25 protein-coding genes are annotated in these 23,134 nt (G+C 45.0%); all 25 read right to left on the minus strand.

Going from position 1 to position 23,134, the window contains the following annotated elements; all coding sequences use genetic code 11:
- Window positions 1-3 precede the first annotated feature (3 nt).
- Window positions 4-1,386, minus strand: coding sequence for a CD1107 family mobile element protein (locus WMO65_RS11480; protein WP_330365797.1), 1,383 nt, complete (start codon window positions 1,384-1,386; stop codon window positions 4-6).
- Window positions 1,322-1,642, minus strand: coding sequence for a DUF4315 family protein (locus tag WMO65_RS11485; RefSeq protein ID WP_002585007.1), 321 nt, complete (start codon window positions 1,640-1,642; stop codon window positions 1,322-1,324). The genes WMO65_RS11480 and WMO65_RS11485 overlap by 65 nt, the downstream gene beginning before the upstream one ends.
- 37 nt (window positions 1,643-1,679) lie before the next feature.
- Window positions 1,680-4,445, minus strand: coding sequence for a CD1108 family mobile element protein (locus WMO65_RS11490; RefSeq protein ID WP_118743367.1), 2,766 nt, complete (start codon window positions 4,443-4,445; stop codon window positions 1,680-1,682).
- 128 nt (window positions 4,446-4,573) lie between these two features.
- On the minus strand, window positions 4,574-7,027 hold the full coding sequence (locus tag WMO65_RS11495) for a VirB4-like conjugal transfer ATPase, CD1110 family (protein ID WP_172970820.1): 2,454 nt from the start codon (window positions 7,025-7,027) through the stop codon (window positions 4,574-4,576).
- Entirely contained in the window at window positions 6,912-7,373 is a 462-nt protein-coding gene (locus tag WMO65_RS11500) for a PrgI family protein (RefSeq protein WP_022615249.1), read from the minus strand. Before WMO65_RS11500 ends, WMO65_RS11495 begins: the two co-directional genes overlap by 116 nt.
- Window positions 7,374-7,401: 28 nt before the next feature.
- The gene (locus tag WMO65_RS11505; RefSeq protein ID WP_032511037.1) at window positions 7,402-8,271 is read right to left on the minus strand and encodes a VirB6/TrbL-like conjugal transfer protein, CD1112 family; all 870 of its coding nucleotides are present in this window, start codon (window positions 8,269-8,271) and stop codon (window positions 7,402-7,404) included.
- Between the two features lie 11 nt (window positions 8,272-8,282).
- Entirely contained in the window at window positions 8,283-8,498 is a 216-nt protein-coding gene (locus WMO65_RS11510; RefSeq protein ID WP_002587871.1) for a Maff2 family mobile element protein, read from the minus strand.
- 74 nt (window positions 8,499-8,572) lie between these two features.
- Complete coding sequence (locus tag WMO65_RS11515) at window positions 8,573-10,423, minus strand: VirD4-like conjugal transfer protein, CD1115 family (protein WP_243107804.1); 1,851 nt, start codon at window positions 10,421-10,423, stop codon at window positions 8,573-8,575.
- 71 nt (window positions 10,424-10,494) lie between these two features.
- Entirely contained in the window at window positions 10,495-10,986 is a 492-nt protein-coding gene (locus tag WMO65_RS11520) for a PcfB family protein (RefSeq protein ID WP_118743345.1), read from the minus strand.
- Window positions 10,987-11,067: 81 nt separating this feature from the next.
- Window positions 11,068-11,865 carry an ATP-binding protein gene (locus WMO65_RS11525; RefSeq protein WP_118743344.1) on the minus strand — a complete coding sequence of 266 codons (798 nt, stop codon included), beginning with the start codon at window positions 11,863-11,865 and terminating at the stop codon, window positions 11,068-11,070.
- The gene (locus WMO65_RS11530; RefSeq protein WP_118743343.1) at window positions 11,862-12,674 is read right to left on the minus strand and encodes a replication initiator protein A; all 813 of its coding nucleotides are present in this window, start codon (window positions 12,672-12,674) and stop codon (window positions 11,862-11,864) included. Before WMO65_RS11530 ends, WMO65_RS11525 begins: the two co-directional genes overlap by 4 nt.
- 13 nt (window positions 12,675-12,687) lie before the next feature.
- On the minus strand, window positions 12,688-13,614 hold the full coding sequence (locus WMO65_RS11535; protein ID WP_118743342.1) for a replication initiator protein A: 927 nt from the start codon (window positions 13,612-13,614) through the stop codon (window positions 12,688-12,690).
- The gene (locus WMO65_RS11540) at window positions 13,604-13,996 is read right to left on the minus strand and encodes a hypothetical protein (RefSeq protein ID WP_118743341.1); all 393 of its coding nucleotides are present in this window, start codon (window positions 13,994-13,996) and stop codon (window positions 13,604-13,606) included. Before WMO65_RS11540 ends, WMO65_RS11535 begins: the two co-directional genes overlap by 11 nt.
- 12 nt (window positions 13,997-14,008) lie before the next feature.
- Window positions 14,009-14,407 (minus strand): single-stranded DNA-binding protein, encoded by a 399-nt coding sequence (locus WMO65_RS11545; RefSeq protein ID WP_002587864.1) that lies wholly within the window; start codon window positions 14,405-14,407, stop codon window positions 14,009-14,011.
- A 14-nt stretch (window positions 14,408-14,421) separates the two neighbouring features.
- Window positions 14,422-14,820 (minus strand): hypothetical protein, encoded by a 399-nt coding sequence (locus tag WMO65_RS11550; RefSeq protein WP_118743340.1) that lies wholly within the window; start codon window positions 14,818-14,820, stop codon window positions 14,422-14,424.
- A 215-nt stretch (window positions 14,821-15,035) separates the two neighbouring features.
- Window positions 15,036-15,347, minus strand: a complete 312-nt coding sequence (locus WMO65_RS11555; protein ID WP_118743339.1) for a DUF6050 family protein — start codon at window positions 15,345-15,347, stop codon at window positions 15,036-15,038.
- Window positions 15,325-16,254, minus strand: a complete 930-nt coding sequence (locus WMO65_RS11560; protein ID WP_118743338.1) for a ParB/RepB/Spo0J family partition protein — start codon at window positions 16,252-16,254, stop codon at window positions 15,325-15,327. The genes WMO65_RS11555 and WMO65_RS11560 overlap by 23 nt, the downstream gene beginning before the upstream one ends.
- Window positions 16,244-17,029: a ParA family protein gene (locus WMO65_RS11565; protein WP_118743337.1), complete on the minus strand. Its 786-nt coding sequence runs from the start codon at window positions 17,027-17,029 to the stop codon at window positions 16,244-16,246. The genes WMO65_RS11560 and WMO65_RS11565 overlap by 11 nt, the downstream gene beginning before the upstream one ends.
- Window positions 17,030-17,313: 284 nt before the next feature.
- A complete protein-coding gene (locus tag WMO65_RS11570; RefSeq protein ID WP_256157774.1) occupies window positions 17,314-17,508 on the minus strand; it encodes a cytochrome C in 195 nt (64 codons plus the stop codon).
- A gap of 114 nt (window positions 17,509-17,622) precedes the next feature.
- On the minus strand, window positions 17,623-18,024 hold the full coding sequence (locus WMO65_RS11575) for a (deoxy)nucleoside triphosphate pyrophosphohydrolase (RefSeq protein WP_148391529.1): 402 nt from the start codon (window positions 18,022-18,024) through the stop codon (window positions 17,623-17,625).
- 25 nt (window positions 18,025-18,049) lie between these two features.
- On the minus strand, window positions 18,050-21,022 hold the full coding sequence (locus WMO65_RS11580) for a DEAD/DEAH box helicase (RefSeq protein ID WP_148391530.1): 2,973 nt from the start codon (window positions 21,020-21,022) through the stop codon (window positions 18,050-18,052).
- Between the two features lie 65 nt (window positions 21,023-21,087).
- Window positions 21,088-21,672 carry a class I SAM-dependent methyltransferase gene (locus WMO65_RS11585; RefSeq protein ID WP_148391531.1) on the minus strand — a complete coding sequence of 195 codons (585 nt, stop codon included), beginning with the start codon at window positions 21,670-21,672 and terminating at the stop codon, window positions 21,088-21,090.
- On the minus strand, window positions 21,644-22,783 hold the full coding sequence (locus tag WMO65_RS11590; protein ID WP_227211121.1) for an HNH endonuclease domain-containing protein: 1,140 nt from the start codon (window positions 22,781-22,783) through the stop codon (window positions 21,644-21,646). The genes WMO65_RS11585 and WMO65_RS11590 overlap by 29 nt, the downstream gene beginning before the upstream one ends.
- Window positions 22,764-22,835 (minus strand): hypothetical protein, encoded by a 72-nt coding sequence (locus tag WMO65_RS11595; protein WP_243128781.1) that lies wholly within the window; start codon window positions 22,833-22,835, stop codon window positions 22,764-22,766. Before WMO65_RS11595 ends, WMO65_RS11590 begins: the two co-directional genes overlap by 20 nt.
- Window positions 22,826-22,969, minus strand: a complete 144-nt coding sequence (locus tag WMO65_RS11600) for a hypothetical protein (protein WP_243128772.1) — start codon at window positions 22,967-22,969, stop codon at window positions 22,826-22,828. The genes WMO65_RS11595 and WMO65_RS11600 overlap by 10 nt, the downstream gene beginning before the upstream one ends.
- Window positions 22,970-23,134 lie beyond the last annotated feature (165 nt).

Below are 23,134 nucleotides of genomic sequence, written 5' to 3' on the forward strand. Positions count from 1 at the left end.
CCATTATGATTCCTCCTCATCTTCCAGGACTTCCTCTGGATCCTCTTCATCCGGAAGTGTCTCTTCTTCCGCATCATCCGGTTCCGCAGGTTCTTCCGCTTCTTCGGACTCATCATCCTCATATTCATCCTCATCATCGTATTCATGCTTCGGCTTATAGACCTTGAAGTAATATCCGGCACCCAACGCACCGGCAGCTGCCAGCCCGATCAAAAGATAGGAACCAACCGGGGATTTATCCTCCGGCATCTGCACTTCCTCTGTTTCCTGCTCTTCCTCTTCCGGCTCCTGCGTCGGCTCCGGTTCCTCTGTTTCCGGTTCTGCATACACAGTATCTACCTCCGGAAGCGTTACCGTATCGGAAAGTGTGAAGTTCATCAGGTCTTTTTCACTGACTTCCGTCAGGAAATACACATTGTCCTGCGACCTGGAATTATCAATGACCAGATAAAACACCTTGCCGCTTTTGGTGGAAATGGTGTAAAACTCTTTCGTCCCTTCCGTTGCTGTCTGTGTAATGTTTTCTGCATCTTCCCCGGATGCTGCCAGTTCTTCTTCAATCCCCGTCACAGTACGGTCATCCACGGTTCCCCTTGCCTCCGTCGGTTCCGATGCCTGTGCGTCCTGCGGAAGCGGGGATGTGGCCGTTTCTTCCGTTGTGGCAGCACTGCCAGTGGTACTCATATCGCTGTTCGCTGTACTTTGCTGTTGTGCCTGACGTACCGCCCATTCATAATACGGGTTCTGGAGAGTGTACTTATCGGAAGTATTCCCGGCACCATCCGTCACTGTGATCTCGATCTGCTTTGTGGTAAAATCTTTCTGTGTAAGCTGGACCTTCAGTTTTCCATCCGAAAGTTCCGTATAGGTAGTACCGTTGACAGTTACCGCAGAGATCCCGGATACCGCATCATTTCCCTGGATGGTCAGCACACCATCCGTAAGGGAGGCAGAAAGCGTTGGTTTTTCCGTATCATAACAGCGGATGGAACGGTTCTGTTCATACACCGTCCCTTCTGCATCCGTCACCCGCACATAGATTGTCTGGTTTCCGTTGATGGTAATGCTTCTGGACTCCGTAACGTCCTGCCAGCTCCCATCTTTCCCAGTCTTTGCTTCGATTTTTGCGACTTTAAAGCCTTCCCCCATCTGGCTGGCATCTACAGTAATGGAAACAGAAGTATCTCCCTGTTTCCACCCGTCCGGCTTTTCAATGGCGATGGCAGGGTTTGTGCTCTCCGCCGCATAAATGCTCCGGGCAGAAAAAAACGGGGTTGCCATACATAAAAATGTGGTAACTGCAAAAACGCCTCTTTTTACGTTACTGCCCCATTTCCTGTGCCTGCCCGGTGCCCTCTGTTCTTTCATTTTCTCTAAATTCATCATCAGCTCTTGTTTCCTCCTTCTGGAATCCTGCCAGTGTCGGCAGTTCCGTTTTCATTCTCTCCCGGAACGCATTCAGTTCCGGTATGGTCATATCCATGCCACGGATGATCCGCACGATTTCCAAGTTCTCCGCTTCTGTCTTTGCCGCTTCCGCAGCCTTAAACCGCTTCAGGTCTGCTTCATACCGTGCCCTGGATGCCTCCATTTTTTCCTTTGCCTTTTCATAATCGGCAACTGCTTTTTCAAGGCTCTTCATACTGCTCCTTTCCGGGCGGCATGACCACCGCCCTTTTTTACCATCTTCCAAATCCATAAAAATGGCTCTGCCAGTAGGATGAATAAATGGATGTGTACTGTACCGGATGCCCGCAGTGGATCATCTGCCCGCCGCCTACATAGATACCGATATGCGTTACCGGCACACCTGCATTATAGGTTCCGGTAAAGAAGATCAAATCTCCCGGCTGGACATCGGACTCTGATACCGGTGTACAGATATCATAAAGCCCCTGGGCAGTCAGCCTTCCGGTATTCCTTACCCCTGAATTGGTCAGGCAGTAGCTTACAAAACCGGAACAGTCAAACCCGCTTGGGGAATATCCGCCCCATACATACGGGGTTCCCAGATATCTGGCTGCTTCCTGCAGTAGCCTCTGTGCTGCTTCACTGGTGTACTCATTTCCACCAAAAATGGTTCCTTCCCCTGTTTCCAGATAGAAGATCGGGTTCATGCGTTCCCCGTTTTTGAGAAGTTCCATGTGGAGATGGCTTCCTGTGGAATTGCCGGTATTTCCTGCAAGCCCTATCACATCCCCCTTGGTAATGGCAGCCCCTGCAAAAACACTTCTGCTTTTCAGATGTGCATACCGCAGTTCATAGCCTTTGCTGTCTTTGATCACCACATAATTGCCATAGCTGTCATTATAGGCAGAAGTTGTTACCGTACCGGTCAGCCCTGCCAGTACCTCCGTACCTTCCGGCACTCCGATATCCACTCCATTGTGGAGCTGGTTTGCACCGGAGATTGGATGGATCCGGTATCCGTAATAGCTGCTTACGTTGTAATACCAGTTGAAATCAAATGGTGTCCCGAACATCTGCAGGTTGCCCTTTGTTTCGTTATAGGCGGCAAACAGTTCCCTCTGGAAAATCCCCAGACGGCTCTGGCAGATGCCTGTCAGGCTGCCGGAATTTAACGTCACATTCAAAACATCCACATCCCTGGTACGTGTCACTTCCACCTCCCGGCTTCCGTTATCATCCGCAAGGAAACACTCCCAGGTCTGATGCCCATGTGCGGATGCCGCCGAATGGCTGTCATAATACACATCAAACTGGACACCGTAACGGGCAAATGCCCCGGTATCTTCTACCGTGTATTCCACACCATTCATGACCACCTTTGTCCCCATTGGAACAAACGGGTTGGACGCATCTACCGCAAGGGTATGGTTCGCTGTCGGGTACACCCCGGATGCCGTCGGTCCTCCTGACCATATGCCACAGCAGATCGGGCAGTTGCAGTAACCGCTCGTCACAACATTTCCAAGGGATTCCCCTACCCGGACCGTCGTTGTCTCTGTCACAGTCTCATTCACAACTTCTGTCTCCAGCTGGTACTGGAGTGCAAACAGCCTGTCCAGTTCCGGCTTGACCTGCTCAAAGGTAAATTCTTCATACTTGGCAGACAGGTAGCTGATCAAAACAAACGGGTCATGCTCAATCGGTCCGATATTGTACCGGTATTCGTCATGTCCCGGCTCTTCCGATTCCATCTGGTTGATCCTCTCCTGGAGGTTTGTTTCCAGCTGTGTGTAGTAAAGATCTGCCTGCCGGATTGCCTCATCCGAAGAGATATAACTGGTTCCGGTGTAATTGATCAGGCTCTGCATAAATGCCGAGGAACAGGACGTTACACTGGTCATGATGAGGAACATCATCCCGATCAGGGCAGCGATGCTGATATATACCTTCCGGTGTTCCTTGAAAAAGTTGGTAACTTTGCCGCCGATCTTCTTGATATAGTCAATCGTGCCGACCGCTGCAGTCCCCATTGCCTGCTCACTCTGTTTTGCTTTGGAATATTCCTTTTTGATCCGTTGTTTCTGGATCAGCTTCTTCAAATAAGACCGTTCCTGGTTTATGGAAGATTCTGCCGCAGCCTGCGCTGTTTTCTTTGCCTGATAAGCACTTGACCGGCTTTTTCTCCGGTTCCGCCTTCTGGCACTTCTCTGTTCCAGATGGTAAAGCCCCTCTGAACCTTCTGCTAAACTGTTTGCGCCTTCCACCGCCGCATTGCCATCATCATTTTTTCTGACCTGGCGATGGACAGATACTGCCACAGCGGTGCCTGCCTTTTTGACAAGGGAAGTATCTTTCGGGCTTTCCCCTTCAAATTTCAGCCGGCTTTTCTTTTTCGCCCCTGCACTTTCTGCATTTTCCTGATAGACCTTTTCTTTCATGGAATGCTTCTTTGGTGCGTTCTTCCTTTCTGCCTCCGTGTGAGCCATCTTCTGGTTCCGTTTCTTCTGGGCATCATGGCGGAAATTTACCCCGTCCGCATCCATCCGGTTCAGTTTAGCTGAAGAATTACCATCCCTGACTGCCTCCGCCGTCTCCTCATAGGCAAACTTCAGCCTCTGCTTCTGCCCCGGCTTTTTACTTCCTCCGTTCTGTTTCTTCCTCGCATCTCCCCTTGACTGGGCAAGGTCTGTATGCTTCTCCTGAAGTTTCCCACTGCCGTTTTTCTTCTCTTCCAGTGACAGTTTGGAACTGCCCTCTGCCTGTTCCCGGATCATTTTCCGGGATTTTGCTTTGTCTACTGTCTGTGCCTTTGCCGGTGCATCCCTGGAGTTCTGCACAGAATGCCTGACCGGATCCGTACTGTCCTCTCTCGTCCCTCTCCGGTTGGAAAGATCCATCCCTTTTCCGGTATCCTTTTTTGACATCTGCACATCCCGGGTACGGCTGCTGACACGAACAGTGGATTTATCTGCCAGGTTTTCTTCCACTAAACCGTCCTTTGTCATCTTCTGGACAGTTTTCTCCCTGGCTTTCATTCTCTGTTCTGCCATCTGTTACCTCCTTCATTTTTTTCCTGCATGCACGATACAGGTAAGAACCAGACCACATACCATACCTGCTGTAAATGTCAGAAAATATGCTAATACATGCATCGTTTTTCCTCCTATGCCTGATCTCCCGTCTCTTCCGGACGGGTGGTTAATAGCTGATACAGTTTGTTCTTCGGGAACCTGTCCACAAACGGGATGATGACATTTCCATAGAACAAAAGTCCCTCACCTTCATTGCTGTTCGTCACATAGGACAGCTGGGTCGGTGAAATGTTCAGCTGCTTTGCCAGGATCTGCCGGTCACCGGATGCCTGGTTGAGCATGTAAATGAAATCCGAGTTCTCAAAAATGTTCTCAATCTCACGGCTTGCCAGAAGATCCTTGATATTCTGGGTGATACCGGTCGGGATACCTCCCCATTTACGGAACCTCTTCCAGATCTCCACACTGTAGGCTGCCGTCTGCTCTTCCTTTAAAAGCAGATGGAATTCATCAACATAGTACCGGGTCGATTTATGGGCGGAACGGTTGACCGTTACCCTGTTCCAAACCTGGTCCTGGACGATGAGCATCCCGATCTTTTTCAGCTGTTTTCCCAACTCCTTAATGTCAAAGCAGATGATCCGGCTATTGATATCCACGTTTGTCCGGTGGTTGAACACATTCAATGAACCGGTAACGTAAATTTCCAGTGCGGTTGCCAGCCGCTGTGCCTCCGGTTCATCCTGCCCCCGGAGCAGGTCATACAGATCCTGAAGGATCGGCATCTTCTCCGGCACCGGATCGGAAAGATATTCCTGATACACAAGACGCACACACCGGTCAATGATGGTCTTTTCCACCGGTTCCAGACCGTTCTTTCCTCCCACGATCAGCTCACAAAGAGACAAAATAAAATCCGATTTCAGAGATAAAGGATTATCCTCCTCGGAATAGTTAAGGTTTAAGTCCATCGGGTTGATATACTGGGTCGATACCGGTGAGATACGGACTACCTGCCCATGCAGTGCCTGCACCAGCGGGTAATACTCTGCTTCCGGGTCGCAGATGATAATGTCATCTTCCGTAATGAGGAAGCAGTTGGTAATCTCCCTTTTTGCTGAGAAGGATTTACCGGAACCCGGTGTACCTAAGATCAGCCCGTTTGGGTTTTTAAGCCGCTTCCGGTCCACCATGATCATGTTGTTGGACAACGCATTCAGACCATAATAAAGGGCTTCCCCTTCCTGGAACAGTTCCTGTGTCGTAAATGGCACAAAGATCGCTGTTGCCGAGGTGGTAAGCCCACGCTGGATCTCGATTCTGTTTACTCCCAGTGGGATACAGGACATCAGCCCCGCTTCCTGCTGGTAATCCAAAGGACGCAGGGAACAGTTATACTTCTGTGCGATGCCCTGCACCTGGAAAATGTTGTTGTCCAGTTTCTGCCTTTTCTTTGCCGTATTCATCACAAGGACAGTGACAAGGAACATCCTCTCATTCCTGGACTGCAGGTCTTCCAGAAGGTTCTTCGCTTCTTCCCCATAGGTCACAAGGTCAGATGGCAGCACATCCATGTCATAGCCGGAACGCACCGCCCGCTTCTGCTCTTCAATCTTCATCTTGTCCAGGTCAGAGATTTTACTCTTGATCATCTTGATGGCAGAGGTCTGGTCAATAGACTGGATATGGATATTCACATTGATGCTCTCATCCACATCCAGAAAATCTGCCAGCATACGGTCAGTCAGTTCCGGTGCGAGGATCTGCAGGTAGCTGACGCTTCCCAGTGTTTTTCCCATCATAAAAGAGGAATTCTTTGAGAAATTAAAGGATGTCGGTGCGATAAAATCCTTTGTCTTAAGTCCCGTCTGTGGAAGCATCTTGTAATTGAACCGGAACGGCTCGATCCGGTCCTGATTGAACACATGGTACATGATCTCAAGACGCTCCACCCCGTTCAATGGATGAGCCTGTGCCCCAAGCACTTTAAAGTTGTTGAGGATATCCGCCTCAATCCGCTCAAGCCTCGGTCTTGCCACCTTTAAACTCTCCGCTTCAATCCCGAACGTAATATACTTTGATTTCACCAGACCGTTATTCCCTTTGGAAAGCTGGTTCTTTAACATCGTCCGGTATTCTTCCCGGATCTCGTTGAAATCATCATTCTGGTCCGGGATATCAATGCTCTTTTCAAACTCTGCCACATCCACCTGCTGGTTGATAAAAGACAGCTGCACACTGATGGACGAGTCAAAGTAATTCAGGAAATCACAGTAGTTTTCAAAGATCGTGGTCTTATCCTCATTCAGGGCAAGCTGGTAATTGATATCGTAAAACTGTACGGTTTTGGAAAAAAAGTTTTTCGATACCTGGCAGATGCCATCCGCAAACATCCGCTGATAAGGGATGCTCTGCTGGGCAGTATGGGGAATGTTCTTCTGCCGTTTCCTTTCTTTCTCCTGTTTTTTCCTAAGCTTTTCCTTTTCCCTTTCCTTTTTGTCGTTTCTTTTTCTTCTTTCCTGACGGTTTTTTCTTGCCGCCGCTTCCAGGCACTGCTGCTGTGCCTGTTTCTTCTTTTTTGCCATCCGGCACGCCCTCCTTCTTTACGAGGGAATCCACCGCCTGATAGAAGTTCTCCGTCTTGTACGGACGTTTCGCCGGACAGATGAATTTCTGGCGGATGATATTTCCCATCACTTTTTCAAAAGGGAGACCGTCTTTTTCATACATTGCCATAAAGAAAAATGGCAGCATGACAGTTACCATAAGGATCGCTGACACACTGGAACCAAGGGGTTTCTTTGCCAGCAGGTATAACGGGACTCCCACTACTGCGGCAAGCGAAAAAAAGATCAGCTGCCGCTTTGTCAGGTTCAATGCTACTTTTGTCTTGACCTTGGTAAGGTCTTTTGGTACTGGTACATACGCCATAGGTAGTACTCCTTTCTTTTCCTGCCCATCAGTGGGCATTGAATATTGATTTACTGAGGCTTCCGGTCTTAAACAGTGAAAATGCCAGTACGACCGTATATGCCGCCACTGAAAACATTGCCCCATGCAGGTTCGTGGATATGGTCATCGCATTGACCAATACGGAATAAATACCGACACAGACCAGCATGAAGAATCCCTGAAATGCCAGGGCGAACAAGCCTTTCAGATAGTTGTTCCCGATATTGCCCCATTCCTTATTGGTCATGGTGGCAAACGGGATCGGTGCCACGGAAGTATAAAGGTAGATCTCAATCATCCTGCCATACATGATCACCGTGATAATCACGGAGAGGATGCTCATGGTAAGGCTGATGAGAAGTGTTTCCATTGCCAGCAAAAACAGTTCCCCGATCTCCATTTCTTCCAAAGATTCCGTCAGGGTAGCAATGGCGGCAGAAGCATCCACCGCCGTACTTCCGGAGATCACACCGGCTGCACCGTTTACGATGTGCTGCCCCACATCGAATACCGCCATTGTGATATTAAATGTGTTCGTCACAAGGTAAATCGCCACATATGCCTTAAAGATCCAGAGAAAAATGTTGTAAGTTTCGAACTCATGGAAGTTATTCTTCTGTGTGACCATCGTGATCAGCTCATAACAAAGCACGAACGTAATGATCAGACCGGCGATGGGCACGATCACCGTCTGAGACAGGTTTTGAATGAGGTTAAAAACCCCTGTGTTCCATCCCTGCGGTGTCTGCCCTACCTGACTGGCAATCGTTCCCACCTTATCATTGACCTCCACGAACATCCCTTCCAGACCATTCTGGATCATCCCGATGAGGATCTCCTTGATGGCTTCCGTGATTCGTTCGATAATGGTGTTCATCCATTACCCCATTAACCGAACAGCGTTGCCAGCTGGGGAATCAGGGTAGTTCCCAGCAGCATGATTCCAGCTCCTGCCATGAGCTGTTTGATTCCCTGGCTCTTTGCGCCGGGGTTGTCATTCCCATAACCTTCCAGAAGGTTGATGACACCCCATACGCCAAGGCCCGCCCCGATTGCTACGACCAGGGTCTTCAGAGTAGTAATTGCACTGGTAAAAAATGCCATATAAATCACCAAAACTAACTTTGCCGGGTGTAACCGGGAATGAAAAACGCCGGTAACAATACCGGCGCACCCTGTTAGTTATTCCTTTCCTCATTATTTTCCTGCTCATTCCCGTCTTCTGAAAGATCCATTTCCATCACTTCCACCTCATCATCAGGTTTCGGTGAGTACTTCGGATCCAGTTCCTTTTCCACCTTAAACCGGTTCTTCTCACTGTAATCCGCAAGGAGCCGGTAATTGGGGTGTTTGGTTATATCGTATTTGTCCGAATAGAACGGACGGACACCACGTATCTGCAGGATGCATTTCCCGCCGTCCATGACTGCGATCTCATCCTCCGTCATCAGCTGTTTCCCGGTTTTCTGGTAATTCAGCCCGAATGACTTCTGGTTGCTGCGTGTTTCCGAGGTGTTATAAAGGTCAATCGTCTCCTTCCCCAGAAGCTCACTCATCTCTTTCAGGGTGGTCTTTTCCTTGCCCCCAAGGAACAACATCGTGTCACAATTCCCCAGAATTGTGTCCGCACTATCCTTGTACATTGCCTTCAGCTGGCTCTGCGACTGCAAAATAATAGAAGCAGAGATTTCCCTGCTTCGGATGGTGGCAATCAACTTATCAAACTGTGGAATCTGCCCGATGTTGGCAAACTCATCGCAGATGACCCGCACATGGACCGGCAGCCTGCCGCCATATTGATCATCTGCCTTATCACAGAGCAGATTGAAAAGCTGGGACTGCAGCATGGCGATCACAAAGTTAAAGGTAGTATCTGTATCTGACATAATCAGAAACAGTGCCGTCTTTCGGTCTCCCACCTTATCCAGTTCCATCTCATCATAGCTCATGATCTCCCGAAGCTCGGCAATATCAAACGGAGCCAGTCTGGCACCACAGCTGATCAGGATGGATTTAGCTGTCTTACCTGCCGCCAGCTTGTATTTCTTATACTGGCGTACCGCAAAGTGTTCCGGATTCCTTTTTTCCAGATCCTCAAACAGCATATCCACTGGATTTTTGTAATTCTCGTCATCCTCCCTGGTCTCGCTTTCATTCAGAAGGTCGATCAGGGTGTTCATATTCTTCTCATCCTCGTCTCCTTCATACCAGATCAGAGCAATCAGTGCCGTATACAGCAGTTTTTCTGCTTTGACCCAGAAATCTTCGGTTGCCTTTTCCCCTTCTCCCTTGGTGTTGGCAATGATAACCGTCACCAGTTTCAGGATATCCTTTTCAGATTTTAAGTAGGCAAACGGATTGTAGTGGAGCGATTTGGAAAAGTTTATAGTATTTAAGACCTTAATCACATAAGGCTCATGCACCACCTTCCCGGATTTATCTTTCACAACATTTCCATGCTTGTCTCTCTTTGGCGGTCCTTTGGCTAACATCTTCCCGCATTCTTCGATCAGTGTTCCCTTCGGGTCTGTGATGACCATGGAACAGTTCATCATCATAATAGAGACCTTTACGAAAAACCTTGTTTTTCCACTACCGGAACCGCCGATGACGCAGATGTTTTTATTTCTGGCAAACTTTGGGTTCTTCGGACGGCTCTCCATGGTAATGGATTCTGTTGCCGTCAGCGGAATGTTCATCCAGAAATCATCTGCCATAAATGGTTTGATGTCTTCCGCTGTTCCCCACCTGGCTGAACCATACTCCACTCCTTTTCGGAGTTTTTTTGCATCTGCCTGTTTTTGCCAGACCAGTATCTTCACAACTGCCGCAATCCCGGCCCCCACCAGAAGATCCACGTAGTAAAGACTTGGCAGGAACCCGGTCAGGATCCGATCAGCGTGCTCCATGGCATATAAAAGTTTGTTCCCCATATCTACCCCGGGGCTTGCCCGATACAAACAGGATGCCCTGTCTGCAAACAAAAAGATGAAAAGATATGGAACATTGGTCAGAACAAGCTTTTTCATATCCAAAGCGGACAGCGTAACTCTGGCTTTTGCTTTCAGCTTGTTGGTCAGACCCCCTATTGTGAGTTTTCTCACCGGGATACCTCCTGATGCTTATTCCTGGCTTTGCCCTTCGTCTTCCCTGCAACGATACTCCTGTATGCTGCCAGACGTTTGTGGATGGAAGGGCGGTTCGCCTTCTGGATCTCTTTCTGGGAAAATTCACGGAAAGCTGCGGTGATCGCATCCTGGTCACGTCCCTTAAAGAACACCATATAAACCGGCGGATCTTTGGTCTTATCCTTTTTCAGGGCATAATTGATCCCGTATTTTCTGGCATACCGTTCAAAAGACTTGATGTTCTTGGGTGTGATCTCAATATTCGTCATCCCGGCATTCTGCTTTGCCAGCTCCCTCACCGTGATTTTCCCCTGTTTCGGCTGATTTTTCTGTGCTTTTTTCTCAGCACTTTTCTGTTTCTGATGCCGCAGGTATGCGGCAATCACTTTTTTCAGCACATCTGCCGTCATTTTTGTGGTACGCACACAAAAAGTCACCGTTTTCTGTGTTACTTCTTCCTGCATGAATTTCCCTCCTTTCAGCGTATTACGTGCTGTCCCAACCTAAGACCATTGGTATCACCCCTTTCATCAAAAAAGAACCGATCAGACTCTGATCAGACTCTGCATCCGACCGAGCTTTTCCGTTCCTTCTTCCCTTCTTTTGTCTGCCCCGCCACAATAGACAGGCACACACATCTCCAATATTCTGCTGTAAATCCGCTTATGGGCTACATCCAGCGATTCATCTTTCATATCATTCAACCCGAGATTTGTTGTGATGATGAGAGGCTTCATTTTACAGTACCTGCTGTCAATCACGTTATAGATCTGCTCCAGGGCAAACTCTGAATTACGTTCTATCCCCAGATCATCAATAATCAGAAGCGGGTAATCCACCAGATTCTGCACAATCTGGTTTTTATCTGCCTGATAGTTTGTCATTTCATTCAGGATACGTGAGAAGTTCGTCATCATCACCCGCTCCCCCTGTTCCAGAAGGGCATTGGCAATACACCCGGCAAAAAAACTCTTCCCAGTCCCCACCGGACCCATCAGGAGAAGCCCTACATTTTCTTTTTTCATCTTCTCCCAGTTTTTTGCATACTGCCTGGCAATGAGCATCTTATCATTTGACCCATTATCATTTTCAAATCGCCATTCCCAGAACCTCCGGTCTCTAAGTCCTACCGATTTTCTCTGGTAAAGCTCCCTCTGGGCTTCTTCCCTGCGGAGCTGCTCTTCTTTTTCTTTTCTTGCCTGAGCCTCGCAGTCACACAGGCAGCCCACTACACGGTCCCTTCCCATAAAATTGATCCTCAGCTGTTTCCGTTTCCCGCATACACCACACCGGAGGCATCCGTCTTCCCCAAGAAAATCAGCCACATTCCTGCTATCTGTCATAGACTCTCTCCTTCCTCAAAGTCATATCTTCCAGAACCGGTTTTCAGTTCTTCCCTTCCTGCCCAGAGAAGAATCGTTGCGAAATGATCCTGATAGGTTTTTCCAGTGGATTTCATATAAGCAGAAAGCTGGTCAATCATCCTCTGGAAGTCATACGGATACAGTTTCCGCAGCTCCCGGTTTTCTTCCACGGAAAGCCGGACATTTCCAAACCGTCCGTACAGACAGGTGCTTTCCTTTTCCGAAGAGCGGCTCTTACTCCTGTCAGTATCATTCTTATCAGTCTTATTTATATCAGTATTATTTGTGGCAAAATTCTTGCACTCCGGACTTCCATTTTTTTGCGTTCCGGACAGCAAGTTTTTTGCATTCCGGACTGCCAGATTCTTGCGTTCCGGACAGCAAATTTCTTGCGTTCCAGAAGGATAATAAACTGCCGGTTTTGCCCGGATGCGTTTTACGAAGTTCTTCACATATATCACCGATGGACGGTTGCAGCCCTGTCGATACCGTTCGATCAGACCGATGCCATGTACACTGTCAAGCTCCCTGAGAAGCTTTGTGACCGTTGTGTGTGACATGTTCAGCACTTCCTGAAGTTCAGCTACCGTGTAGATGATATACACATAACCGTCAGCATCCACCCAGCCATTTTTCTTTGAAAGGTTGATTCTGTCCAGCAGGATACCATACAGAAGCTTTGCATCCGTGGACAGACCTTCAAATTCCTTTTCTGTAAACAGTGCCTTGGGAATACGGAAAAATGAAAACTGCTCGGATTCTTCTACCCGGAAGTATTCATAATCCATTTTTTCATCCTCATTATTCCATCTCTTTGTTCTTGAACATATTCAGGTACATGTTGAACACACTCACCAGTTCCTTCAGATAGATTCGTCTGGCACCTTTGTTGCAGGCGTGCATATCTTCGATCCATTCCGGGGAATTTCCGCAGATCACAGCCGTTGTCTCTACGACAGCCATAAATCTCTTCATGGATTCCATCTTGTAAACATGGTTGAAATACTGGCGGATTGCCTCAATTCTATCCGGATCATTTTCCAGTAATTCAATGACACCGAAAGCCAGGTCCATACCAAATTCACTGGCATCATCTTCGATTGCCTCATCATCCAGGTTACCGTTCTCATCACAGTAGCATCTGAATTCCATCGGACTTAAATCTTCCGGATTAAACTCGTCCTCTCCCAGATCAATTGGCGGTACACCATCCTCCAGAGGCCCTCCCTCCGGACAGCCTTCCCTTATAATCTCGATGTAGCCTTTTTTCATAAGGTCATCCACAATTTCCCTGGCAGCTGTCACCATCTTGTCCATGATTTCTTCTGCCTCCTCCGGGCCTACCATTGTCATTAAATCATTGATTGTCATCATAGTCTTTTCCTCCTCATTCATCTTTGAAATATCATTTATATAGAAACGGTTCGGTCTGCCATTGTCTTTAACAACCCGAACCATGTTTCCCATACTTTCCAGTTCCGAAACAGCGTAATCTACCCGGTACCTGGTGCTATTCAGATCCCTGATCATTTCACTTTTGGGATAGATCACATACAGTTTCCCTTTCTGGTCAATCCATCTGTTCTGTGCTGCATATCTCAGCCGGTCAAGCATAAGGCTGTATAATACCTTTGCCGTAGTGGATAAAGAGCAATATCTCGCATCCTTAAACAGTGCCTTAGGCACCAGCAGGCACTCTACCGGCATATAATCCTGATTACTCATCATGCTTCCCTCCATTCAGATCGACCATTGCCTCTGTTGAGAAAACAGTCAAATCCAGCATTCCCACAAAAATCTGATAATACAGGGAACAAAGCTCTGCATCTTCCCTTACCAGATACAACCCTTCCAGTTCTTCTGACAGATGCCTCATGGCATACATGGTCTGGCAGAGTTCATGGACTTTTTCATAGTCTTGTTTCTCCACGTTCTTCTCCAGACGGTCAACGAAACGGCTCCAATCTGTAAAGTTGCTGTCCATTACAATCAGGCACTGGAACAGCTCGGTTGCTTCACAGGCAGCCGCCAATACTACATTTTTGATATTGATGGAACCGTTTTCATTTCTCATGTGGTTGATCATGTACTCTTTATTTAACATTACCATTGGCTTATCCTCCTATCGAAATGGCATTTCTTCTTCCATAGATTCCGGGATGTTCAGAAAACCATCCCCTTCCATCGGCTCCGGCATTTTCTCCTGCACTTTTGCACCGGCAAACTCGATACGGTCTGCAAAAAGCTCTGTCGTATATACCTTTTTGCCGGTCTCTTTATTATCGTAACTGCCGGTTACGATTTCACCCTCTACCATTACCTTTGTCCCCTGCACCAGATAATCACGGACAAACTCCGCTTTTTTTGCAAAGGCTTTCACCGGAATGAAACTGACATCGTCTGAGTAATTCCTTCTGACTGCCAGTACAAACTTGGCAATCTTATGAAGACCTTTCTCATTCTGTGTCTCGTTATAGCCCGGATCACGAACCAGTCTTCCGGAAATAATTGCTGTATTCATTACCTCGGATCCTCCTATCCTTTCAGTGTTTTATAGCACAGCCCGATACATGGACCACACTTGGCATAACAACAGTCGTAACATTCATCCTTTTCCAGTTCCTCCTGTGCCATTTCAGCCTCAAACATACTCATAAGCAGTTCATAGGCAGTTTTTAATTCCAGATATTTCTCTTCTGCTTTCTCCATCTTCCTTTTAAATTCCGGAAGCATCTGGCGAAGAACCGGATGGAAATGTTCTTCTTCATCATCCCAGGCACAGGCTGCCATCATGCATCTTGGAAATTTTTCATAACTTCCTGCATAATAAGGGCAATAGGAACAGCCTCTTTCCCGGAACATAGCCGGTGTAATAACCGGAAGCTGCCCTCTGATTTCTTTAGTAATCTGTTTGTTCTTGATTCTCTCTCTCATGTTCGTTCTCCTCCAACTTTTTCTTTATGCAAAAGGGGATTCCCCCTGAATTGCCTGCTTTATCGCACATTTCGCAGCTTTGCTGCTCAATGACCGTTAGCCGTCAAATACAAATCCAAAACAATCTTGGCTTTGTACTTTCCAGCTTTATCGCACAAAAAAAGGCAGGCTTACGAATTTGTTTTTTCGCAAGCCTGCCTCAAATCTACTATTCATTATCTTTTTACTATATACCGGATGGTCACATAGACTGCCCTCACAATATAATATGGGATCATAAGGCTTCCCAATAAACCACCCACAATAACACTCAATGCGATCATTCCAACAGTACCCCCAACATCATAGCCTCTGGGGATTAAAATGATACACATTTTATGTATTCCAAACGGAAGCCCTGCAAGGAACAGGAACATAAATAAATCTGTATTCCCGGTCACTCCCATAATCGTTTTTACCATCCAGAGCCAGAATGCCATAGCTGCCAGTGGTAACAATGCCTTCTTAATCACATCCATGATTGTCATTTTGAACACGCTCCTTATTGTCTGCCCATTCCTCTAACAATTTAAAAATCACATCTTCTATCTGCTCTTTTGTATAACTCTCCGGAAAAAACATCCGGAGCTTCTTTTCCGGCAGCTTCACCTGTAATTTCTCTGTTTTACCCTGGCAACAGATACAATCAATTTCCGAATATGTCAGTAAATGTTCCTTAGAACACTTCTTCATTTCCTGTGCCTGCTTCATGGACGGAACCATTTCATGGTTACCCATATACTGAAGCAATATATCCTGCTCCTCTTTTTTCAAATATGATAATTCGACAGCAGTATTAAACGGGAGCTGTTTATGGTCAGCCATATCCAGAAGAACCGGAAGTAATTCCGTCAGATGGATATACCTGAGAATCTGCCGTGTGCTATCCTCTGAATTTTGGCTGATATCCTCTGCCGCCAACTTCTTGCCAACTTGGCAAGAAGTTAAATCACTTCGTTTGCCCTGGCGTTTCAATGCATCATATTTCATTTTATAGGCAAATGCCTTTTCACTGATCAACAGTTCTTCACGCTGAATGTTTGAATCAACCATAATCACAGTCGATTCATCATCTGTCAAGTCTTTAATAATGACTGGCATGGTTTTCAAGCCAGCAATCTCACACGCCCTCTTACGGCGGTGCCCTGCTATAATTTCATAACCGCCGGTGTCCTTTATTCTCACAATACCAGGCACCAAAACTCCATGCGTCCTCACGCTTTCAGACAACTCAATCATCTTGTCATCATCCAGAACCTTAAACGGATGATTAGAGAAGGAATGCAGATTATCCAGAGCAATCTGTTGGATGCCTGCCTGTTTCTCACTTGTTGTTCCGAATAGGGCATCTAATGACTGTAATGGAATTGGCGTTGATTTCTTTTTACCTGCCATGTTCAAGAACCTCCTCCGTAAAATTCATATATGCTTTCGCAACTTTACCTTTTGGTTCGTATTTAAGAATACTCTGTCCCTCTCTGACCGCTTCTTTCATCCTGACAGAAAATGGAATATAATTGTCAAACACATGAATCTGATTTCCATAGGCATTATGAAGCAATTCCATGTTGTTTCTGGCATCATTTGTATGGGCATCCACCATACTGAAAAGGATACCGGCAATCTGCAGTTTCGGGTTGATCTGTCTTCTGACTTTTCCGATCGTCTTCAAAAGCTGCTGCAATCCCTTGATTGGAAGATAGGATGCTTCTACCGGAATCAACACTTCATCCGATGCTGCCAGGGCATTGATGGTGATCATACCCAAAGATGGCATACAATCTATTAAAATTGCATCGTACCGGTCTTTTACCTTGTTTAATATCTGTTTCAGGACAAACTCACGGCTCATTGCATTCACAAGCTGTACTTCTGTTCCTGCCAATCCAATATTGGAACAGATAATATCAATACCTTCCTCTGTATGCTGGATAAAGCAGTCTTCCGGAATATCTTCATCACTCAACACCATTTCCATCAGCGTTGTTAATGTTTCATTACTATTATCGCAGTCACGGAATCCAAATCCAGCAGACACATCTGACTGCGGATCAGCATCCACGACTAACACCTTCTTATTCATAAGAGCCAACCCTACACCAAGATTTGCTGCACATGCGGATTTTCCAGTTCCGCCTTTCTGGTTTACTACTGATATAATTTTTGCCATATTCTTTATCACCTTTCTTTGATCTCAAATAAAAAAGAGGACTGAACCAGACAGTCGGAACTAATGTCCGTGCGAGCTAATTCAGTCCTAAAAATAAGTATATTCAGTTATCACCGCTTTCGTGGTATGCAAATCCATATCCAGTGTTCTGGACTTACAATAATTCGTATTCTGGAATGACAGCGCTGCCTCATTTATCCCCTTTTCAGGGAATTAAAAATAAGGACTAAATTAGTGCAACCCCCTGTATTTCCTAGGGTTTTCTAACTTGTCCTTATTATAACTCAATCATGAGGTGTTATTTTAGGTAACTCTTCTTTGTATGTCTTGTTATATTTCTCGCAAATATGTTGGAAACGGATCCATATTGTTGGCTTCGCAGATAAAGCGTAGTCCACCGGGGTGAGGAGTCTACCGTGATCTCGCTCATTGCAGAGCTTCTTGTAATCTTCGATTTGTTTCTTAGTTAGTTCTTCCATACACTTCTATCCTTAGGAATACTTACTGCATTATGTAGGGTGAAATCATCCGTTGAGGCGCTCCATATATCTCTGCAGAATATGAAACATTAAATCGAATTCACCTATTTTCATTTAGCCCATATTAGCTCGGATTTTCTCAATCAAAGTGATATCTGCTGGTAACCAAGCAACGCTATCAAGCTGTTCTTTGGTCAGCCACTTTGCTGCCGCTGCTTCCTTTAGTTCCAGCTGTCCAGAAGTCACTTCTGCCCAGAAGCAGTCCATAGAAAGATGGAAAGTCGGATAATCATACTCAATGGTATCAATGCAATCACCGACCTTAATCTCTGTGTTCAGCTCCTCCATAATTTCTCTGACAAGAGCCTGCTGCGGAGTTTCACCTGGTTCAACTTTGCCTCCAGGGAATTCCCAACCGCCTTTTAAATCACCATAGCCTCTGGCAGTTGCAAAAACCTTAGTCTTTTTCTGCATATTATTACAGATAATCGCTGCAACAACTTTAATTGTTTTCATGTCGAAAAGCACCTCGCTTATTGTATTATGCTATGATATTTGACTGTAAGTATCTGAGAAGATCATCTCTAACCGCATGATGCATCTTCATCGTCACCTTCGTGATTGGCTGCATGCGACCGTGATTGTCTTCCTTCTCAGCACCTCTGGCCTCGACCACATCAAACTGACCCATGTAGTAGAAGTTCACTTCCGCATCACTCTTTTTTACAAACAGATGCTTTCTGACAGCCCCCATCACATCCTGCATATAAGAGCTATCCGGACCTTTGCCAATCTGTGAATCCCATTTGAAAATCAGGTTATCTTCAAATGCATCTGCATAGTCCGGCTTGCCTTCTACGTAGTTCTTCTCGTCCTGAGCTTCTTCCTTATGATAAGTGATGAAGATGAATACATCTTCATCAATACGCTTCATACCATACATTACAGAAGATAAATCCTTACCGCAGTTCATGAGAAGACTAACATCCTTTCTGGAATATTTCTCATAAAGCACAAAAGGCGTATCCAATTTTTTGCCAGGCAGATATTTTTCCTTGTATCTGGCAACACCAACCTTGATAATATCCTCCAGTTGCATATAGAATTGCGCATGCGCCAATCTCTCTGCATAGCTGGACAGTCTTCTTATCCTGCCAGATCTATCTGCTTCCAGGATGTCAATATGGCAGAATTTCTGATACTCAGATTCCTTGCTGACAAAACACCCCTGCAATACCTGAACAGCTTCTTGCAACTGAGGCAGTTGAATCTCATATCCATAGGTCTGCTTGTATTCCTTAGCAAAATCAGCAAATTCTATAATGTCGCAGGCAAGGAGTTGCTTCAAAATTGCAAGTTCGTCCGGACGAACCCCGGAGAGAATTGTCTTAGACAGATATTCCAGTGTGAGTTTTTCCTGCTCATTTAATTCATTACGGTACTTATCCTTTTCCATTGCCTCCATAAAGGCATAATAGGTTTTGTATGTTTTAATAATAACCAACGGATCAATTTCCTGATTTTCATAAAAATCATAAAGAAGCGGAACACGACCCAATCGTCTCTTAAGAGTAATATAACTCTCCTTGATCAGAGACTTCATTCCTCTGATCTTATCAATGGACTTGAATATCTTATCCTTGGAAATCTCATCAAAATGTACAGTGGATGTACCTGGAATGGTGCTGTTTCCGCTGATAACATATTTACGAATGGTATCTGCATTGTAAGTACGATCTCCTGAAAGGGCTACCGGGATCATAAAGTTATTATTATAATTCCCGATAAAGTCCAGTATAACAACATACTCCTTACCTGCAGCCTTACGAAGTCCACGTCCCAACTGCTGGATAAAGACAATCGGTGACTGAGTAGGTCGAAGCATAATAACCTGATTTACCTCGACGATATCAACACCTTCATTCAGAATTTCCACAGAGAAGATATAGTCAAGAGGAGTCTTCCCATTCTTTGTTTCGCCTTCATCCATAGCAAGGCGTTCAAATGCTTCTTCTCTTTCAGTTTCACTGGCAGATCCATTTAATGCAATGGTACGGAATCCTTTTTCATTAAATTTCGCAGAAAGTCGGATAGTTTCTTCAATTCGGCTGCAGAAGATTAATCCCTTTACGCGATCTCCACTATATCCAAAGTAATTCGCCTGCTCGATGATATGATTCACACGTTCATCGCAAGTGATACGGTTGAAATCCTGTGGTGCAAGATTTCTTGACTTAATTGCATTATCATCAAGGCTATAAAAATCACTTATACCGAAGTAATGGAACGGGCACAACAGCTGGTCTTCCATAGCTTGTTGCAAACGGATCTCATGAGCAATCTGATAATTGAAAAGCTCATAAATATTTCGTCCTTCGATATTGTCATCTCGTTTATCTGGGGTCGCGGTCATTCCTAAGAAAAGCTTTGGCTCAAAGTATGACATTACCTTCTGATAGGTATCTGCACTACTGTGATGTGCCTCATCCAGAATAATGCAATCGAACGCATTCTTCTGATACTGGAAAAGATGTTTATCACGATTCAAAGTCTGTACCGTTGCAAAGATATAGTCTTTATCATATTCATGATAGCCTGCACCAACTAATCCCATGCTGAACTTACGATCAAAAACTCTCTCATAGGACTTTTTCGTCTGACGCGCAAGTTGTCCTCTATGCAGCAAAAATAGAACTCGTTTAAATCCCAACTCACGCATGGCAAATGCAGAAGCATAGGTCTTTCCGGTTCCCGTGGCAGATATCAAAAGCGCTCGCTTTTCTCCCGCTGCCAAGATTTTTCTGAGATTTACAATAAACTGCTCCTGCATGGAGTTCGGTTTTAATCTGTATTTCTCAAGAGATGGGATCTCATCTCTTTTTGCTATCTCTCTCTGATGCTTTATGATGTTATATCGTTCCTGATAAACCTCATAAAACTCATCATAGGTAAGCGCATACTCGCTGTCCCAGAGGCTCTTGAACTCTTTCACGATCTCCTGGGCCACTTCTCCATTCTCAGTAGAAATTAACTTGGTATTCCATTCTTTATTTACTGTCAGCGCAGCTGAAGTCATATTAGAACTACCAAGGATAATTCGATAAATTTCTTCCTTTTTGAAAATATAGCCCTTTGTATGGAATCCTTGCTGGGCAGCTTCCACGTCATACATCTTGAGAGTGATGTTCTTAAGCCCATTCAGTTTCTCAAGAGCCCTCGGTTCACTGAAGTTCAGGTAATTCGTAGTCAAGATCTGACCTGGAATCCCTTTTTCTTCCAGCTCTTTTAATGTCTGAAGAAGTGGTGTCACACCGCCCATGGTAATAAAAGCAACACTGATTTGGAACTGTTCACAACGGAGTAATTCTTCCTCGATAGATGAGATTACCTTCTTACCTTCCTCCGGATTATTAGATACAAAACCAGGTTTGTATGCTAGGTTCGCAGCAACACCACCATCTATATATGCAGCATGGAGGCCATTTTGTATTTCCGTAATTTTCAAAATATCCATAGGCGCACCTCGTTTCTGTCTTCATATACGTGAAAAATCCACGTATTTGTACAGATTATCCTCTATTATTTCTTCCTTGCAAATGCATTCATCCAGACTTCATTTTCTCTTCCAGGACGAACATCTATACTTTCTCTAATTTCCAGAATATCAAATCGGTCTTCAAGAATACTTCGCAGATAAGCTTCATCTGCATCCGTGAATCTTCTTTCTCCACGGTAACGCTCTCCGATCCCCTTCTTGAAAGATGCGTAGAGAACACCATTTGCTTTCAAGGACTTATTAAGACGGTCAATTACATCCGGCATTGCTTCCCATGTTACATGTAAAAGAGAAGCGCATGCCCAGATACCATCAAACAGATCGATATAATTTAGTTCTTCAAATCGAAATAATTTTACTTGCTGTCCAAGAAGTTCCGAAGCTCGCCTACACATCTCTTTAGAAGCGTCAAAGGCCTCTATTTTGAATCCTCTGTTTTTCAGTTCAAGGCTATCACGTCCGCTTCCACAACCAGCGTCCAGAATATATCCTCCCGCAGGCAGTAACTTTATGAAATCTTCTAACTGCAATGACATATCTGCATTCACCGTTGTCTCGAAGAAACTTTGGGCATTTTCATTATAATAATCCACTGTTCTGTCTATCATAACTCCACTCCCTGAAACCGCAGTTTGCAGCTGATTCATACACTGGCCTAATCACATGCTCTAATCGTCCTTTGAACTCTGACGCACTAAGCCCCTGAATATACAATTGATTACGTATCTCCTGATTATTCAGATGATACAAAGCACATTTCTTAAATTCTTTTGAAACAATGTCAAACCTGTTCCGCATGATATAGGCTCTATATTCTATTTCACTGAGCTTATCAAAGTATTGATCCCATCTTGGAAGCAGATTACTCTTGCAACTGTTAATAGATCTTGTTGTCGGATGAAGATTCCAAAGTTCATCATGCGCCACGTACTGCCATGGAACAAAATGATCCACAGAAATAACTTCATTGGATAAATCCACATTACCGTAAATATCATGCAGTGAAGGATCTATTTTAATAATCAGTTTCCAGTATTTACGCACTCTCTCGATATCTCGTGCTACTGGAACCTCAATTTTATCTGCGATACCAGGAACACTTGGATTTTTATTCTGCAGATACAGTATTAATTTCAGTTTAGTCCAGCCAAAGAGGATCTCCTTATGTTTCTCCAGATAACTGCTCCAGTGTGGATCTATTTCGATAACAGTATCCAAACCCTGGACTATAATGAAATAATACATCAATCGCTTCTGCTGATTGATTAATGAAGTCAGGTTGTCCTTAGGGCCATACCAGGTTTGACGATCAATTTCAATTGAATCGTAAAATGGAACCTGCAGACGGTACGGTACATTCAATGTCAGATCACGCTTATATTTGAGAATATTCTTATCTTCCGTAGTTCTAAGAAAATCCAGGACCTTCTCGCGTTTTTCGGATGGCATCATCTGGTAGTTCTGATATATGTATTTCACTACCTCTTCCAGGTTGTCTGTAATGCCAAGAGGTCCCAGTCGAAGATGATATTCTGTTACCATATACCATGCATCCGCTATCATCTCATCGATGAGTTCATTGAAGGTAAAACGATTTTTATTTCGATCCACCTTGCGCAGAATTGCCTGAAACCAGAAGAACTTATAACAGTTGGTGGTGTTATCAAACAATCTGCTTAAATATCCAATATTCAGTTCTTCAGAAAATGGTAATTGCATGATGAATGTCCTCTACTCTCATATCCAATGTTTGACAAATTTTTACGAGGATTTCGAATCTGACATCCTCGTTCTTTCCTGTTTTACCATAGCATTATTACTGATCTTTGCAGCATGTACAAGCTTTGTTTTCATCATGTTTCTCTCTTTTAAAATATCCCAAAGTTTATCATACTTAACTGCCATGATCTGTTCTCCTTAATCGTCGCGGCTATAATTACATAATTCCCCTAATATACATAAGATGGTATCATAAAGCATCGAAAATTTCAACTTGCAATCCTCAATATACAAAAGTGATGTCATCTATAGACGACTCATTTGTTTCCTGTATTTCACTATCATCAACTG

Source organism: Blautia caccae (assembly GCF_040095955.1).
In the GTDB taxonomy this organism is placed as follows: domain Bacteria; phylum Bacillota; class Clostridia; order Lachnospirales; family Lachnospiraceae; genus Blautia; species Blautia celeris.

Excerpts from the sequence above, each read along its gene's own strand:
- WMO65_RS11545 (WP_002587864.1), bottom strand. The coding sequence starts at position 14,407 with ATGAATACAGCAATTATTTCCGGAAGACTGGTTCGTGATCCGGGCTAT.
- WMO65_RS11570 (WP_256157774.1), bottom strand. The coding sequence starts at position 17,508 with ATGGAAGAACTAACTAAGAAACAAATCGAAGATTACAAGAAGCTCTGC.
- WMO65_RS11495 (WP_172970820.1), bottom strand. The coding sequence starts at position 7,027 with ATGGCAAAAAAGAAGAAACAGGCACAGCAGCAGTGCCTGGAAGCGGCG.
- WMO65_RS11580 (WP_148391530.1), bottom strand. The coding sequence starts at position 21,022 with ATGGATATTTTGAAAATTACGGAAATACAAAATGGCCTCCATGCTGCA.
- WMO65_RS11550 (WP_118743340.1), bottom strand. The coding sequence starts at position 14,820 with ATGAGAGAGAGAATCAAGAACAAACAGATTACTAAAGAAATCAGAGGG.
- WMO65_RS11490 (WP_118743367.1), bottom strand. The coding sequence starts at position 4,445 with ATGAAAGCCAGGGAGAAAACTGTCCAGAAGATGACAAAGGACGGTTTA.
- WMO65_RS11560 (WP_118743338.1), bottom strand. The coding sequence starts at position 16,254 with ATGGCAGGTAAAAAGAAATCAACGCCAATTCCATTACAGTCATTAGAT.
- WMO65_RS11585 (WP_148391531.1), bottom strand. The coding sequence starts at position 21,672 with ATGATAGACAGAACAGTGGATTATTATAATGAAAATGCCCAAAGTTTC.
- WMO65_RS11600 (WP_243128772.1), bottom strand. The coding sequence starts at position 22,969 with ATGGCAGTTAAGTATGATAAACTTTGGGATATTTTAAAAGAGAGAAAC.
- WMO65_RS11480 (WP_330365797.1), bottom strand. The coding sequence starts at position 1,386 with ATGATGAATTTAGAGAAAATGAAAGAACAGAGGGCACCGGGCAGGCAC.
- WMO65_RS11540 (WP_118743341.1), bottom strand. The coding sequence starts at position 13,996 with ATGGTAATGTTAAATAAAGAGTACATGATCAACCACATGAGAAATGAA.
- WMO65_RS11525 (WP_118743344.1), bottom strand. The coding sequence starts at position 11,865 with ATGACAGATAGCAGGAATGTGGCTGATTTTCTTGGGGAAGACGGATGC.
- WMO65_RS11575 (WP_148391529.1), bottom strand. The coding sequence starts at position 18,024 with ATGAAAACAATTAAAGTTGTTGCAGCGATTATCTGTAATAATATGCAG.
- WMO65_RS11520 (WP_118743345.1), bottom strand. The coding sequence starts at position 10,986 with ATGCAGGAAGAAGTAACACAGAAAACGGTGACTTTTTGTGTGCGTACC.
- WMO65_RS11530 (WP_118743343.1), bottom strand. The coding sequence starts at position 12,674 with ATGGATTATGAATACTTCCGGGTAGAAGAATCCGAGCAGTTTTCATTT.
- WMO65_RS11535 (WP_118743342.1), bottom strand. The coding sequence starts at position 13,614 with ATGATGAGTAATCAGGATTATATGCCGGTAGAGTGCCTGCTGGTGCCT.
- WMO65_RS11590 (WP_227211121.1), bottom strand. The coding sequence starts at position 22,783 with ATGCAATTACCATTTTCTGAAGAACTGAATATTGGATATTTAAGCAGA.
- WMO65_RS11485 (WP_002585007.1), bottom strand. The coding sequence starts at position 1,642 with ATGAAGAGCCTTGAAAAAGCAGTTGCCGATTATGAAAAGGCAAAGGAA.
- WMO65_RS11505 (WP_032511037.1), bottom strand. The coding sequence starts at position 8,271 with ATGAACACCATTATCGAACGAATCACGGAAGCCATCAAGGAGATCCTC.
- WMO65_RS11515 (WP_243107804.1), bottom strand. The coding sequence starts at position 10,423 with ATGAAAAAGCTTGTTCTGACCAATGTTCCATATCTTTTCATCTTTTTG.
- WMO65_RS11510 (WP_002587871.1), bottom strand. The coding sequence starts at position 8,498 with ATGGCATTTTTTACCAGTGCAATTACTACTCTGAAGACCCTGGTCGTA.
- WMO65_RS11565 (WP_118743337.1), bottom strand. The coding sequence starts at position 17,029 with ATGGCAAAAATTATATCAGTAGTAAACCAGAAAGGCGGAACTGGAAAA.
- WMO65_RS11555 (WP_118743339.1), bottom strand. The coding sequence starts at position 15,347 with ATGACAATCATGGATGTGATTAAGAAGGCATTGTTACCACTGGCAGCT.
- WMO65_RS11500 (WP_022615249.1), bottom strand. The coding sequence starts at position 7,373 with ATGGCGTATGTACCAGTACCAAAAGACCTTACCAAGGTCAAGACAAAA.